The sequence below is a fragment of the Neptunomonas concharum genome, from assembly GCF_008630635.1.
GTDB lineage: Bacteria > Pseudomonadota > Gammaproteobacteria > Pseudomonadales > Balneatricaceae > Neptunomonas > Neptunomonas concharum.
Map to the genome: position 1 here is coordinate 2260852 of NZ_CP043869.1, position 13613 is coordinate 2274464.

A 13613-nucleotide genomic window follows, 5' to 3' on the forward strand; every position below is an offset into this window, starting at 1 on the left:
TTAACTCCCCCGGTATGTTGAATAACCGTAGGGGGAAACCAATAACGGAACATGATAATGCGTCTCTATATCCGCAATACCAAACCGAATTACCACCTCATCAATAAAGGCAGGATCGGGTAACACCACGCCTATCTTTCGAAAATAACTCGCCACCGAAAATACCAATTCGTACTCACCTACAGCAAATTCCGCTTCGGCTAAAATAGGTGTATCAGTTCGCCCATCATCATTAGTAATACAACAATGAAGCAAGGTTTTGTTTGTGCCTTCGATGCGATAAAGGTCAACTGAAATACCTTTACCCGGTAACCCATGGGCTGTATCCAGTACATGTGTCGTTAAGTAGCCCATAGATACCACCTCTTTTGCTGCCACAAGCACGTGCTATTGATGTAGATTAGACTTCAATTTTGCCCTAAAAGGTTGTATACAACAATAACCTGACTCTAGAGTTAAGTTATTATGAGCTATCAACGCAACCTTATTGGTTATGGAGGCCAGCCTCCCCATCCTGAATGGCCCAATGAAGCCAAAATTGCACTTTCATTCGTCCTAAATTACGAGGAAGGCGGTGAGCGTTGTATTTTGCATGGCGATCAAGAGTCGGAAGCGTTCTTATCTGAAATTCCTGGTGCGCTCCCCTTCCCCCATGCTCGACATATGAGTATGGAGTCGATCTATGAATATGGCAGCCGTGCTGGCGTATGGCGCGTACTCTCATTATTCAAAAAGTACCAAATCCCATTAACTATTTTCGCAGTGGCCATGGCTGCTCAACGCCACCCCGAGGTCATTAAAGCAATGGCCGCCGCAGGACATGAGATCTGTAGCCACGGTTATCGCTGGATTGATTACCACCCAATCTCCATAAAGGAGGAACGGGAACACCTTCACACGGCTATTCAAATTCTTGAATCCATCACAGGAAAAAGACCTCTGGGTTGGTATACCGGCCGAAACAGCCCAAACACCCGACAATTGGTCATGGAGGAAGGTGGTTTTTTATATGACTCAGACGCCTATGACGATGATCTACCCTATTGGTTAGATAACCAAGGGGAAGGCCACTTAGTTATTCCTTATACACTCGACACCAACGACATGCGTTTCTCTACAACCCAAGGATTTAACAGCGGTGAGCAGTTTTACCAATATTTAAAAGATAGCTTCGATACGCTTTATGAAGAAGGTGAAACCGCACCTAAAATGCTCTCTATTGGCCTACATTGTCGTTTAATTGGCCGGCCTGGACGCATAGCTGCCCTAAAACGTTTTATCGAGTACACCCAACAATTTGACAAAGTATGGTACGCCCGGCGGATAGATATTGCGCGCCATTGGTACGATAAGCACCCCTACACACCACAGGCCCTCCAGTCATGAAATTTCGCACAATCAAACCCTGCCAAATGAATAAAGCGACTTTTGTGCAATGCTTCTCGGATATCTATGAACACTCCCCTTGGATAGCCGACGCAACCTATGATAAAGGCCCTGTAGATCAGTTTGATGATCTGCATATCGTTCACAGAACAATGAGCGAAGTTCTGTTAAACGCCTCTTATGAGCAACAACTGGCCTTAATCAATGCCCATCCGGATTTAGCCGGCAAAGCTGCGATTCAAGGTACGCTAACGGCCTCCTCTACCCAAGAGCAAGCGGGCGCGGGTATTCACAAATGCAGTGCCGAAGAATTTAAGCGCTTTTCACAGCTCAACGCTGCCTATAAAGCAAAGTTTGCCTTCCCATTTATAAAGGCAGTCAAAGGTAGTAACCGCTTTCAGATTCTAGAGGCCTTTGCATCGAGACTAAAAAACGATAAACCCACTGAATTTAAACAAGCCCTAGACGAAATTAACAAAATCGCTCTGTTTCGCTTAGAAATGCTTTGATTGGTGAGAATAGATATGCAAAAGAACACTGATTTCACCCGCTTTACCAACCTTGCGGATGCACGTTTAGGGAGTGTGGCAACATTTGTGACAGATGACTGGTTTGCCGATGTTAACCGCATGCTCCAGCCAGAAGCTCCCGTTTGGAAAGACGGCGTATATGATGATAACGGCAAATGGATGGACGGCTGGGAATCACGAAGAAAACGCTTCGAAGGCTATGATTATGCCATCGTTAAACTCGGTGTTGCAGGTGTTATAAAAGGCGTGGATATCGATACCGCCTACTTCACAGGAAACTACCCTCCATCTGCCTCTATTGATGCTTGTTTCTCCCCGGATAAAGCACCAGACGAGTCTACCCAGTGGGAAACATTACTGGGTGCCGTTAGCCTCAACGGCGACAGCCATAATTTGTTTCCGGTAGACGATTCTCGCCCTTGGACTCACATACGCCTGAATATTTTTCCTGACGGAGGTGTTGCACGCTTACGCTTATACGGCAAACCCTATCGCAACTGGAGTGCTAGCCAAGAAGGGTTAGAGCTAGACTTCGCTTCTGTACTCAATGGAGCACGGGCACTGGCTTGTAGCGATGAGCATTACGGGAAAATGGGCAATATCCTCAACCCTGGCAGAGGGGTAAACATGGGTGATGGCTGGGAAACAGCACGGCGCAGAACCCCAGGTAATGATTGGGTTATCGTTGCCCTCGCACATCCCTGTGATGTCACACATATCTTGGTCGATACGCATCACTTCAAAGGCAACTACCCTGATCGCTGTTCGGTACAAGCTGCACTGGTAGAAGGCGGTACAGATGATCAAATCGCGACCCGCAGTTTATATTGGAAAGAGTTACTGCCTTCTCAAAAACTAGAGATGGATGCAGAACATCATTTCAAATCAGAAATTCAACCGCTCGGCAAAGTCAGCCATATCAAACTGAATATCTACCCTGATGGTGGAATCAGCCGCTTGCGGGTATTTGGCAAACTAAATAAGACATAAGGTGAGGTAACATGATTGAGCTGAAGCCCATGCCACTCACGCAAGAAGCCTTCGCGGCTTTCGGTGATGTTATTGAAACGGAAAACCGTGATAGCTTCCCGATCAATAATGGATCGACTCAACGCTTTCATCAGCTTGCTAATATCCAGTTGGATGAGCAAGGAGACGGTATTATCAGCATATTCAGAGCCCAAAAGCTCACAATGCCCTACACTATTAAGATGTTAGAAAAGCACCCTTTAGGGAGCCAAGCATTTATGCCGTTAAGGGGCGTCTCCTTCTTAGTCGTCGTCGCGCCGAAAGGAAAAGAAAACTCCCCTCACCCTAAAACTGTTAAAGCTTTTATAACCAATGGGCAACAAGGTGTAAATTATCACAGAGATACTTGGCACCACCCTATCTTAGCGCTGCATGATGGAGACGAATTTTTAGTCATTGATCGTGCGGGTATCGGCAACAACTGTGATGAGCACTTTTTCCCAGAAGAGGGGCCAACTATCCTATTGTCGCCTTGAGCCTGTCCCCATAGAAAGATAGGATGTCCGCTCTTTAAAACACCGTAGTAGATATTAAAGATTATGAGCAGAATTCGTGAGAAAAACAGCGAAGTTATTTTAAAAGCGTCGGCGGTAGAATTCGCGGATAAAGGTTATGCCGCCACAAAAATCATGGACATAGCCAGAAAAGTAAACCTGCCTAAACCCAATATTTACTACTACTTTCAGAGCAAAGAGAACCTCTACCGCTGTGTATTGGAATCTATCATTGAACCTTTGCTAAAAGCGTCCGAGCCCTTTGACTTGTACGATGACCCTGCTATGGCTCTGCAACACTATATCAAAACCAAAATCGATATCTCTAAAGAGCACCCTCACGCTTCTAAAGTATTTGCCAGTGAAATTATGCATGGCGCGCCCCACCTACCCGAAGATATTCGTAAAAAACTCATGCGCCAAACAGAAAAGTGTACAGCTCGGCTCAATCAATGGATCGCTGAAGAGAAAATGGACGCAATCGACCCACACCATCTTTTATTCACCATATGGGCTTCTACCCAAACTTATGCCGATTTTGATTGGCAAATAGGTATGGTAACCGGCAAGCAACAGCTGGATGACAAAGACTATGACACCGCATCCGCACTGATCACTCGGTTGGTTTTAAAAGGTTGCGGGCTCAACATACCCGTGATTAAGTAAAATTCAAATCCTGTGCTAGAATACTCAAAGGCTACTTGTTCTGGTAGCTGACCATATACTGACGACCAACCTTTTATTTAGCATTTGTTACTCTAACAAAGGCGTTTTATATACAGATGACCGAAGAAGAATTTCTATCAATACTACAGTCATATAGTATTGAGCAGTTAGATCAATTCCAGACGCAGCTGGGAAAAAAAATAGAAGAGATTAAGTGGGAACGTGCGCGCCAAAAGTCCGCCGTAAAAGTTCCACCTCGCACCAGCAACGACATCTCCAAAATGGCGGAAGAGATGGGGCTAGACATAAGTTCTCTGATGCGAGAAATTTCTAAGCGATAACCCTTTAACTAAAGGCTTTATGTAACTTCTGATGCAGAAGCGTAGCCGCTCGCCCTAACGTTTCATGCTTTCGACAGACTAACAAGGGTGAATAGATATAACGAGACCCACCTTGATAGTTAACCTCACGCAAGCGCCCGGAACTTAACTCCTCTTGCACCTGTGCTAATGGCATCCACCCAAAACCTAAACCTTGCAGTAGCGCCGCTTTTTTAGTTTTGAAATCGCTTAGATAAAAGACTCGCTCGCCTCCAAATGTTTGCGGTCCTCCATAGGCACTACTGTAGCTGGAATCATGGACAGTCAACTCCACATGATGGAGTAACTCGCTGGTATCTAGCCCCTCTACATCGGCAAGCGGGTGATCACGACTTACCACCAGCACCGCCTCCAAGCTATCTAAGGACACCGCAGACAAGCCAGGATCTGCTTTATAATCTAATACCAACATCAAATCCGCCTGCTGTTGTTCAAATCGCTGCTGCACCCCCCCCAGAAACTCAATTCGAAACTGAATACGTGTTGGTATTTCTAACTCTGACATCTCTTTTAAAGCCTGTAATACTGGCTCTACCGGTAGCATACCATCCACTACCAGTTCTAATTTAGGCTCCCAACCATCCGAAAACTGACTCACTAAACGGGATACATACTCTGCTTGTTGTAGTAAACGTTTACCCTCTTCCAGTATACGCAGCCCCACTGGGGTTAGCTCAGCACGATAAGTGCTGCGATCAAATACCTGTGTACCTAATTGCTCCTCGAGCTTACTGATCTGGTAACTAATAGACGACTGAGTTTTATGTAAAACTTCAGCTGCTTTTGCAAAACTCCCTGTCTCGACCACTGCATTCAGTACTTTTAGCGATTCTAAACTAACTGCCATACAACACCATCGATTTATTTGATCATCCTTAACAGAATATTCCGCTTTTTCTGAACAAGCAAACCGAATACTTTGAACACACTATTGGCTGAAGTATCTGCCACATTATAAAAATCGCCCAACCCAACCTAGCCGGGCTAATGCACAGAGGAAAATATCATGCGTTCTGAGAAGAATCCTATCGGTTTACAAGGTATTGAATTTACCGAATTTGCGAGCCATGACTTAGCCTTTATGGAGCAAGTATTTTTTGCATTTGGCTTTTCAAAACTAAAACGCCATCAGGATAAAGAGATCTACTATTTTAATCAGAACGATATCCATTTCTTATTAAACAATGAAAAGGATGGGTTTTCTGCTGAGTTTACTCGCCGTCATGGGCCAGCAATCTGCTCAATGGGGTGGCGTGTCGATAATGCCACTGAGGCATTAGCAGAAGCGGTTAAACGTGGCGCTAAAGCCGCAGATCCAGCAAAAACCGATCTCCCATACCCTGCTATCTATGGTATTGGTGACAGTCTGATCTACTTCATCGACAAATTTGGCGCTAAAGGCTCTATCTATCATGATGATTTTGCCCCCCTAGAAAATCCGGTTATAACCGAAAATCTGGGCTTTATTGAAATCGACCACCTGACCAATAATGTCTATAAAGGTACGATGAACACATGGGCCAACTTCTATAAAGACGTATTTGGCTTTGAAGAGGTTAGATACTTCGACATTAAAGGACAAAAAACCGCTTTACTCTCTTATGCACTTCGCTCGCCAGATGGAAGTTTCTGCATCCCTATCAATGAGGGCAAAGATGATAACAACAACCAAATAGATGAATACTTGGATCAATATAATGGCCCTGGGGTTCAGCACATTGCCTTCCGTTCAGACGACTTACTCACCTCTCTGGACAAACTGGATCGCAGCGTTATTGATACATTAGATATCCATGATAACTACTATGAAGAAGTGTTCAATCGTGTACCTAATGTCACGGAAGATCGCGCCAAAATTAAAGCTCATCAAGTTTTAGTGGATGGCGATGATAAGGGTTACTTACTACAAATTTTCACAAAAAATCTGTTTGGCCCTATTTTTATCGAGCTAATCCAACGTAAAGAAAACTTAGGTTTCGGCGAAGGGAACTTCCAAGCCTTATTTGAATCTATTGAACGTGACCAAGAGCGTCGTGGCGTTATTTAATGCCATAGCCTCCTGATCTCTGCACTGCCGGCTTCCTTTTTGGGACACAATTTGTGTGAGAGGAAGTCGGCAATCTTTATATCTTTTTAGACTTTTACAAATCGCCCAACCTGACCGCCGTCAGCCAAGGTCACTTTTTCAGTGAACATTTCGTAAGGGCGAACCCACAAATATCCTTCACCATAAAGGGGGCGATACACCACCATCCACTCCTCGGTCTCTGAGTGCAGGGCCAGATCAATTACTTCATATTCATTGCCCTTGTAATGCTGGTATTTACCTGTTTCTAAGGAGGGTTTAGTCGGTAAAGATTTGTTCATAGTTTTCCTTCGATCAGCTGGTTTAGCGCTTGCTTAATGATTAATAAGTCGGACTCGTCTCCCTCTTTCCAGTATGCCGTCACCTGTATAGGTGTCGACTCCAACGCAATGACATCAGCTGGCAATATGTCGATAATTTGGTTTAAGGCGACTAATTGGTCGCTGTTTAAAGTTCGCTCGCCCATTTTCCAGCTCCACTTTTCTGGTAAACCTTCGTTAGCCATCGCATCAACTTTAAAAATTTGCCACGGTTTGAGTAGCTCGGCTTTTTTCTTATCAACATTGCTGCGGGTGATACGGTAAGCGGGTACATTGTGGTTATCGCCTTCCATTTCACCTTTGCCTCTGGGGGCAGTCAGGCGCACTAGCTGGATTTGAAACCCTTCCCCTCTAGCCTTTAGGCGAAGCTTCGCCTGAAACCGCTCTCTTTGCGTCGGCATCATCCACATCGCGGACCCCAGCAAAGAAAGGACGACAAAAACAATGATTAACACTTTCATGGGGCGCTTTCCTTTTGATATGCGTCACCTATTTTTTGTATAGGGAGAGTTTAACAGAGTACGCTATGCTAAGCTGAAAATAACCCACAAATAAGGATGATTCTCATGGCTGTTTATTCAAAAATTTTACTCGCAGTGGATCTGTCTGAGGAATCTGATCAACTCATCGAGAAGACTCGCACAATAGCGACGAATAATCAGGCGCAATTAACCGTCATTCATGTAATAGAGCCTTTGAGTTTTGCATATGGCGGTGATGTTCCGATGGATCTGACTACCGTACAAAACCAGTTAGATGAGCATGCTCGCAGCAAGCTAGCGCTGTTTTGTGAAAAGCTCGGTTACCCTGTTGAATCCCAGCAGGTATTAACCGGTCATACCGAATCCGAAATCCATCGTGTCGCTGAAGAAAATGGCTGCGACTTGATCGTGGTCGGCAGCCATGGACGACATGGTTTGGCGCTGCTATTGGGGTCAACCGCTAACAGCGTTCTTCATGGTGCGCCCTGTGATGTGTTAGCTATTCGTATCTACGAACCTAAAGATTGATCGTATTGAGTCTCTGTCTGCCATGTAGCCTGTGGGCTACATGGCCTCCAACTCAACCCAGCGTTCCATCAAATCTTCAACTGCCTTTTCTTGTGCCGCCATCGCGGCCAGACGTTCCGTTACATAGCTATGTTCTTTGCTGTAAAAGTCTGGATTAGCCGTCTCTTCCTGAAGCGCTGCTAACTCAGCTTCTGCCGCTTCCAGCAAAGCGGGGAGTTGTTCCAGCTCTCTTTGCAGCTTATAGCTGAGTTTGGCTTTTTTCTGCTCTGTTGCTACAGCTTCTGGTTTCGTTTGCGCTTTAACTTCGGCTTTGGGTGCTTCACCTTTACCCACAGCTTTGGCTTTTTGAGGTTCGGGGCGCTGCCTCAACCAATCTTGATAGCCACCCACGTAAGAGGCGACAACGCCATCCCCTTCAAATGCAAACGTACTTGTAACTACATTATCTAAGAATGCCCTATCATGGCTAACAAGTAGGACCGTGCCTTTGTAGTCCAAAAGAATCTCTTCCAGTAACTCCAGTGTTTCGACATCCAGGTCATTGGTTGGCTCATCGAGTACCAGTAAGTTAGCCGGTTGGCTAAAAAGACGCGCGAGTAACACACGATTACACTCTCCGCCAGACAGTGCTTTGACCGGCGTACGCGCTCGATCTGGAGAAAACAAAAAGTCTTGTAAGTAGCCAATAATGTGACGACGATTACCGTTGATCTCGATCGACTCTCGTCCTTCAGAAATGTTGTCGATCACCGTTTTCTCAGGATCGAGCTGCCCCCTCAACTGGTCAAAGTAAGCGACCTCTAGTTTAGTTCCGCGATTAATCTTACCGCTGGTTGGCTCTAACTCGCCCAAAATCAGCTTTAACAATGTGCTTTTGCCTGCCCCGTTGGGCCCGATCAAACCAATACGGTCGCCACGTTGAATAGCACCGGTCAGGCTACGGATCACTTGGTGCTCCCCAAAGCTCACCGAGACATTTTCTAGTTCAGCCACCAGCTTGCCGGATTTTTGCGCCTCTTCAAGATTAAAGCTTGCCTTGCCCTGTCGATTTAAACGCTCAGAGCGCTCATTACGCATCGCTTTTAGCGCACGGACACGCCCTTCGTTACGGGTTCGGCGTGCTTTAATACCCTGACGAATCCATACTTCTTCTTGCGCTAAACGTTTATCAAATAGCGCATTGTGCTTCTCTTCCTGCTCCAGAAGAATCTGTTTCTGCTCAGTATAACTGGTGTAGTTGCCGGTAAATGAGGTTAAACGGCCACGATCCAGCTCAATAATGCGCGTCGATAAATGGTCAACCAACGCCCTATCATGAGAAACAAATAGTAAACCGCCTCGAAACTCCATAAGCTGCTGCTCTAACCATTCGATGGTTTCGATATCCAAATGGTTAGTCGGCTCGTCAAGGAGCAAAAGATCAGGGTTTTGAACTAAGGCTGCACCCAAAGCAGCCCGACGTCGCCACCCACCTGACAGTGATGCCATACTTACATCACCGTTCAAGTTTAATTTGGTTAAAACACGCTCTACCTTTTGCTCCAAATGCCAACCGTCGACTGCTTCTAGACGGTGCTGTAAGCGCTCCATCTCCGCCATCGCTTTTGCATCTGTTCGTGTGGCAAGTTCATCGTAAGCTGCACGCATCTGAACAACATCTTGTAAGCCTGATGCCACAACATCCCATACTTTGCGTTCATCCGCCGCCGGCAACGCCTGGGGTAACTCAGCAATACGGCACGCGGGGTCGATCCACAACTCGCCGCCATCCAGATGCACCTGACCATTGATCACCTTCATCAAGGTCGACTTTCCTGCGCCGTTTAAACCCACCAGACCGATGCGCTCACCCGGCTCAATAATCAGGTCGGCATCAGTTAGTAAGGGGCGGGAACCAAAGGCAACAGAGGCCTTGTCTAAACGGATCAGGGGCATGGCACGCTCTTTTAGATAGAAAAACAAGCGCGCATTTTAACCAAATCATCGTAAGCAATATAGCTAAATCAGCATGACCCAGCTTTTGAAGGCTCGTTTGGCAGCAATGGCTCAATGTTTCGATTGACCAGATGCCGTTTCCAGAACGTCTCAGAACAACGTACGGTGATACGTGTGAAGGTGCCGATCAAAACAACCGTGAATATTAATCTGGCCCACAAGACACCCGAAAGGTCCGCACCAAGTACCATAACTAAGAGGGTATCCTCGATCATACTGTGGGACAGTGCTAGCAGGCACATTGAGGCAAAGATATCCTGCTGAGGCACATGCCCTGCCCTCGCTTCTTTAATCAAGAGCCCGCCACCAAAAGATAAACCCAACGTGACGCCCACAATGGTAATCGTCGTTGCTTCTTTTCCAATACCCAGAAAACGCAGGATGGGCCTTAGTAAAAAGCCGATTAAGCGCTCGATACCTAGGAGTTTGAGTATTTTCAAACACGTTAGTAGCACAATAATGATCACCTGAATCATTAACAAGCTTTTAGCTTGATTGACAACCCAAGCCCATAAGCCTGCCTCTGGTATCTGTGGCTGCCAAACCAATTGGTTGGTTTCTTGAAGCCAGTTCATCTGGGTATATAACTGATGCAAAATCCAGCCTAATAATAAGCCGCCTCCCAAGCGAAGCAACAAAGTGACACGGAGCCTGACCCCCGCCTGCTGAGCAATGCGCGCTTCCACCGGTAGACCATGGGCAAGTAGCAATAGCACTGATAGTACGGTCACTTGTGCGACGCTCAGCACCTCTGTCTGCTGAACGTAAAAAAAGACCAGCATACCTGCATAAATATTCGTCAAAATAGTGGTCGCCCACACCAACCCCATCGATTCAGGAAGCCCAACCCAAGCCATAATAGGCCCCAGAAAAGTGGCCAAATAGTCGACAGCGCCCAGCTCTTCTAAAATTTTAACGACAATAATAGTAGGTACCATAAGTTTGAAAAGCGTTGTCGATACCTGCCAGATATCATTTCCCAACTCACTTCCAAAACGCCGCAAAGACGTATACATAAATATGAACTCCTGCTCGGTTGTATGATGTGGTATGCGACAGAACTGGAATATAGTAATAGGCTAACTGTTTTTATAATTTCTAAAATCTATATATTTTGAAATATAATTTCTTAATTCATTACAAATAAGAATTTTATAAACCTTCAAGGGAATACCATGGAACTTGATGAGATTGACCGCCGAATTCTAAGAACCCTTCAGTCCAACAGCCATCTTACGAACGCAAGCTTAGCAGAGCACGTCGGGATTTCGCCGCCAGCTTGTCTGAAGCGCGTTCGCTCGCTGCGCCAGAATCATGTCATTCTCAAAGAGGTCGCTATTCTTAACCCTTTACTTACAGGCAACGGCATTACCATGATTGTGGAGGTCGAAATGGAACGAGACCGTGCTGATCTAAACCAAGCTTTTATAAAGCGCGTCAATGTCGCACAAGAAGTCACGCAGTCATACCAAGTCACCGGAGAAGTCGATTTTGTGCTGATTGTTTCAGTCCCTGATATGGAAGCCTTCCAACACTTTGCAGAGAAAGTCTTATACGCTGACCAAAACGTTCGTAAGTTTCGAACGCTGATTTCAATGAAGCGTAATAAATATACGACCGAGCTTCCAATATGATGATTAAAACGTGGATACACCAAGGCGATAGTAAATAACTCCTGTAGTTTACCTTTTTACTCATGCTGCATTACACTTAAGCATAACTTGAGTGATTAAGAAGGCAGACGGAACCATGCTATTTAAGAAAAAGCGCTTTTCCCTAACGATCCTTATCGGCCTATCCTTATTAATTCCTTCTACCTCTGTGCTTGCCTCCAAGGCTGAGCGTGAGCTCTACATCAAGGCCAGAACAGCATTTGAGCAAAAACAAGATGCATTAGCTGATCGGTTGACAACACAATTAGCTGCCTACCCTCTTGTGCCTTATTTACAAGTTCGGCAAATCAAGCGAGACATCGAGACCCTAAGCACTGCGACAATCTCGGCGTTTATCAAACAACACCGTGACACACCTTTTGCCGATGATGTGCAAACAGCCCATCTCGACTTCCTGCTTAAATCTTCACAATCACAAGCCTACTTAGATGCTTATCAGAGACTCCCGCTACCGGGGGAGTATCATCAGTGTCAGCTAGCCAATGCTGAACTGAGCCTAGGGAGAAAAAAACAAGCATTTGAACGAGCCACACAATTATGGCAATCCGGAAACTCAGTTGATAAGGCCTGCGACTCTCTGTTTGAAACTTGGATGCGCGCTGGTAACCCATCACCTTCGTTCGCGTTAACCCGTTACTGGAATGCCGTAGAGCAGAAAAACTTCTCGCTAAGTAGATATATAGAGCGATTCCTCGGCCCAGAAGGCAAGAAGCAAGCTTCCTTTGTGAACGCGGTTATTCAAGATCCAACCATTATTAAGAGTGATAAACGACTTTCTAAAACTCACCCCAAGCACGCATCACTGGCCTACATGGCCATCAGAAATATCGCTCGAAAAGATATTAATCAAGCTGTTGAGTTGTGGCTGACACTTCGCGATAAGCTCGCTTTCTCGACTGATCAAAAAGACCAGATGGATCACTATTTTGGTATGCGCTACGCTAAAGGCTATAGAAGTAACGCACAAGAGATGCTGGCTAAGCTAGACCCTGATTTCGGTTACCCTAAGCTCACTGAATGGCGTATTCGTTTAGCCCTCTCCCAGCAAGATTGGAAAGCAACATCACAGCTGATTACTAAACTCCCCGTAACACTCCAACAAGAGGGCCGTTGGCTCTATTGGCGTGAAACAGCAAAAAACCGCCAATCGCCAGGCGCTTACACACCCGACTATAGTCAGGTCGTTAAAGAGCGAAGCTTCTATGGATTTTTAGCATCCGAGCAATCGTCAGTACCTTTCTTTTTAAATCATCAACCTGCTGGCTTTTCTGATGAGCGTAAAAACACACTCAAAACACTGCCTGCATTACAGCGAATACGAGAACTTTTAGCGTTAGATTTAGAGTATGCCGCCCGTGTAGAGTGGCGATTTTTAACAAAGCAACTTAGCAAAGAAGATCAGCACGTCGTTGCCCATATCGCTAAAGACTGGCACTGGTACGACCAAGCCATTTGGGGAGCATCCCGCATAAAAGCATGGAATGATCTCGATATACGCTTCCCCAAGCCTCATCAATCACTCTTCACTGAGATGACTAAAGAGCGCGGTATTTACCGCACATGGGCTGTGGCTATAGCCCGCCAAGAAAGCGCATTCCGAGAAACAGCACGCTCAAGAGTCGGAGCCAGAGGGTTAATGCAGTTGATGCCTGCCACCGCAAAACAAACAGCTAAGAAGTTCGAGGTCAGTTACTCCCACCCTGATCAGCTCTATACACCGAAGACTAATATATCGTTAGGAACCGCTTATCTTGCCGATATGCTAAATACCTTTGAAGGTAACCGTGTTTACGCGACAGCGGCTTATAATGCAGGCCCTGGCCGAGTTAAACAGTGGTTAAAATCGCGCGGAGACCTTCCTCTGGATGCTTGGATAGAGACAATTCCTTTTGATGAAACACGTAATTATGTACAGAACGTTTTAGCCTTTAGCGTTATTTATGATGTTCTGGATAAGAAACCCGCTAGTTTATTTAATAAAACGGAGCTTGCGGCGTTGGCGATGACAGACAAACCAGCCAAAAAAACACCGGCTTACAATTAA

General features: G+C 45.7%; 16 protein-coding genes. 10 read left to right on the forward strand and 6 right to left on the reverse strand.

Features of this window, described 5'->3' with window-relative positions; translation table 11 throughout:
• Window positions 1-354: a hydroxyisourate hydrolase gene (gene uraH / locus F0U83_RS10605; RefSeq protein ID WP_138987565.1), complete on the reverse strand. Its 354-nt coding sequence runs from the start codon at window positions 352-354 to the stop codon at window positions 1-3.
• A gap of 111 nt (window positions 355-465) precedes the next feature.
• On the opposite strand from uraH, the gene puuE reads away from it, so the two are divergent.
• From puuE to F0U83_RS10635, 6 genes are all read left to right on the forward strand, one after another.
• Window positions 466-1386, forward strand: a complete 921-nt coding sequence (puuE, locus tag F0U83_RS10610) for an allantoinase PuuE (protein WP_138987564.1) — start codon at window positions 466-468, stop codon at window positions 1384-1386.
• Window positions 1383-1895, forward strand: coding sequence for a 2-oxo-4-hydroxy-4-carboxy-5-ureidoimidazoline decarboxylase (uraD, locus tag F0U83_RS10615; protein ID WP_138987563.1), 513 nt, complete (start codon window positions 1383-1385; stop codon window positions 1893-1895). The genes puuE and uraD overlap by 4 nt, the downstream gene beginning before the upstream one ends.
• Window positions 1896-1910: 15 nt before the next feature.
• On the forward strand, window positions 1911-2906 hold the full coding sequence (gene alc, locus F0U83_RS10620; RefSeq protein WP_138987562.1) for an allantoicase: 996 nt from the start codon (window positions 1911-1913) through the stop codon (window positions 2904-2906).
• Between the two features lie 11 nt (window positions 2907-2917).
• Complete coding sequence (locus tag F0U83_RS10625) at window positions 2918-3421, forward strand: ureidoglycolate lyase (RefSeq protein WP_138987561.1); 504 nt, start codon at window positions 2918-2920, stop codon at window positions 3419-3421.
• 63 nt (window positions 3422-3484) lie between these two features.
• Window positions 3485-4105: a TetR/AcrR family transcriptional regulator gene (locus tag F0U83_RS10630; RefSeq protein WP_138987560.1), complete on the forward strand. Its 621-nt coding sequence runs from the start codon at window positions 3485-3487 to the stop codon at window positions 4103-4105.
• 116 nt (window positions 4106-4221) lie between these two features.
• Window positions 4222-4446: a hypothetical protein gene (locus tag F0U83_RS10635; RefSeq protein WP_138987559.1), complete on the forward strand. Its 225-nt coding sequence runs from the start codon at window positions 4222-4224 to the stop codon at window positions 4444-4446.
• Between the two features lie 4 nt (window positions 4447-4450).
• On the opposite strand, the gene F0U83_RS10640 is transcribed toward F0U83_RS10635, so the two are convergent.
• Window positions 4451-5332: a LysR family transcriptional regulator gene (locus tag F0U83_RS10640; protein WP_138987558.1), complete on the reverse strand. Its 882-nt coding sequence runs from the start codon at window positions 5330-5332 to the stop codon at window positions 4451-4453.
• A 159-nt stretch (window positions 5333-5491) separates the two neighbouring features.
• On the opposite strand from F0U83_RS10640, the gene hppD reads away from it, so the two are divergent.
• Window positions 5492-6532, forward strand: coding sequence for a 4-hydroxyphenylpyruvate dioxygenase (gene hppD, locus F0U83_RS10645; RefSeq protein ID WP_138987557.1), 1041 nt, complete (start codon window positions 5492-5494; stop codon window positions 6530-6532).
• 86 nt (window positions 6533-6618) lie between these two features.
• Here hppD and F0U83_RS10650 read toward each other — a convergent pair whose 3' ends face one another.
• Both F0U83_RS10650 and F0U83_RS10655 read right to left on the reverse strand, forming a co-directional pair.
• A complete protein-coding gene (locus F0U83_RS10650) occupies window positions 6619-6852 on the reverse strand; it encodes a DUF1653 domain-containing protein (protein ID WP_138987556.1) in 234 nt (77 codons plus the stop codon).
• Window positions 6849-7352, reverse strand: coding sequence for a hypothetical protein (locus tag F0U83_RS10655; RefSeq protein ID WP_138987555.1), 504 nt, complete (start codon window positions 7350-7352; stop codon window positions 6849-6851). The genes F0U83_RS10650 and F0U83_RS10655 overlap by 4 nt, the downstream gene beginning before the upstream one ends.
• Before the next feature lie 105 nt (window positions 7353-7457).
• On the opposite strand from F0U83_RS10655, the gene F0U83_RS10660 reads away from it, so the two are divergent.
• Window positions 7458-7901, forward strand: coding sequence for a universal stress protein (locus tag F0U83_RS10660; protein WP_138987554.1), 444 nt, complete (start codon window positions 7458-7460; stop codon window positions 7899-7901).
• Between the two features lie 36 nt (window positions 7902-7937).
• Here the strand turns inward: F0U83_RS10660 and F0U83_RS10665 are convergent, their stop codons facing one another.
• Both F0U83_RS10665 and F0U83_RS10670 read right to left on the reverse strand, forming a co-directional pair.
• Window positions 7938-9836 (reverse strand): ATP-binding cassette domain-containing protein, encoded by a 1899-nt coding sequence (locus tag F0U83_RS10665; protein WP_138987553.1) that lies wholly within the window; start codon window positions 9834-9836, stop codon window positions 7938-7940.
• 68 nt (window positions 9837-9904) lie between these two features.
• Window positions 9905-10912 carry a nucleoside recognition domain-containing protein gene (locus tag F0U83_RS10670; protein WP_138987552.1) on the reverse strand — a complete coding sequence of 336 codons (1008 nt, stop codon included), beginning with the start codon at window positions 10910-10912 and terminating at the stop codon, window positions 9905-9907.
• Window positions 10913-11071: 159 nt separating this feature from the next.
• Here F0U83_RS10670 and F0U83_RS10675 point away from each other — a divergent pair, with 159 nt between their 5' ends.
• Both F0U83_RS10675 and F0U83_RS10680 read left to right on the forward strand, forming a co-directional pair.
• Entirely contained in the window at window positions 11072-11530 is a 459-nt protein-coding gene (locus F0U83_RS10675) for an Lrp/AsnC family transcriptional regulator (protein ID WP_138987551.1), read from the forward strand.
• 115 nt (window positions 11531-11645) lie between these two features.
• On the forward strand, window positions 11646-13613 hold the full coding sequence (locus tag F0U83_RS10680; protein ID WP_138987550.1) for a transglycosylase SLT domain-containing protein: 1968 nt from the start codon (window positions 11646-11648) through the stop codon (window positions 13611-13613).

What these genes read in the sequence shown, in the direction of transcription:
- uraH (WP_138987565.1), bottom strand. Translation starts at nt 354, where the DNA reads ATGGGCTACTTAACGACACATGTACTGGATACAGCCCATGGGTTACCG.
- puuE (WP_138987564.1), top strand. Translation starts at nt 466, where the DNA reads ATGAGCTATCAACGCAACCTTATTGGTTATGGAGGCCAGCCTCCCCAT.
- uraD (WP_138987563.1), top strand. Translation starts at nt 1,383, where the DNA reads ATGAAATTTCGCACAATCAAACCCTGCCAAATGAATAAAGCGACTTTT.
- alc (WP_138987562.1), top strand. Translation starts at nt 1,911, where the DNA reads ATGCAAAAGAACACTGATTTCACCCGCTTTACCAACCTTGCGGATGCA.
- F0U83_RS10625 (WP_138987561.1), top strand. Translation starts at nt 2,918, where the DNA reads ATGATTGAGCTGAAGCCCATGCCACTCACGCAAGAAGCCTTCGCGGCT.
- F0U83_RS10630 (WP_138987560.1), top strand. Translation starts at nt 3,485, where the DNA reads ATGAGCAGAATTCGTGAGAAAAACAGCGAAGTTATTTTAAAAGCGTCG.
- F0U83_RS10635 (WP_138987559.1), top strand. Translation starts at nt 4,222, where the DNA reads ATGACCGAAGAAGAATTTCTATCAATACTACAGTCATATAGTATTGAG.
- F0U83_RS10640 (WP_138987558.1), bottom strand. Translation starts at nt 5,332, where the DNA reads ATGGCAGTTAGTTTAGAATCGCTAAAAGTACTGAATGCAGTGGTCGAG.
- hppD (WP_138987557.1), top strand. Translation starts at nt 5,492, where the DNA reads ATGCGTTCTGAGAAGAATCCTATCGGTTTACAAGGTATTGAATTTACC.
- F0U83_RS10650 (WP_138987556.1), bottom strand. Translation starts at nt 6,852, where the DNA reads ATGAACAAATCTTTACCGACTAAACCCTCCTTAGAAACAGGTAAATAC.
- F0U83_RS10655 (WP_138987555.1), bottom strand. Translation starts at nt 7,352, where the DNA reads ATGAAAGTGTTAATCATTGTTTTTGTCGTCCTTTCTTTGCTGGGGTCC.
- F0U83_RS10660 (WP_138987554.1), top strand. Translation starts at nt 7,458, where the DNA reads ATGGCTGTTTATTCAAAAATTTTACTCGCAGTGGATCTGTCTGAGGAA.
- F0U83_RS10665 (WP_138987553.1), bottom strand. Translation starts at nt 9,836, where the DNA reads ATGCCCCTGATCCGTTTAGACAAGGCCTCTGTTGCCTTTGGTTCCCGC.
- F0U83_RS10670 (WP_138987552.1), bottom strand. Translation starts at nt 10,912, where the DNA reads ATGTATACGTCTTTGCGGCGTTTTGGAAGTGAGTTGGGAAATGATATC.
- F0U83_RS10675 (WP_138987551.1), top strand. Translation starts at nt 11,072, where the DNA reads ATGGAACTTGATGAGATTGACCGCCGAATTCTAAGAACCCTTCAGTCC.
- F0U83_RS10680 (WP_138987550.1), top strand. Translation starts at nt 11,646, where the DNA reads ATGCTATTTAAGAAAAAGCGCTTTTCCCTAACGATCCTTATCGGCCTA.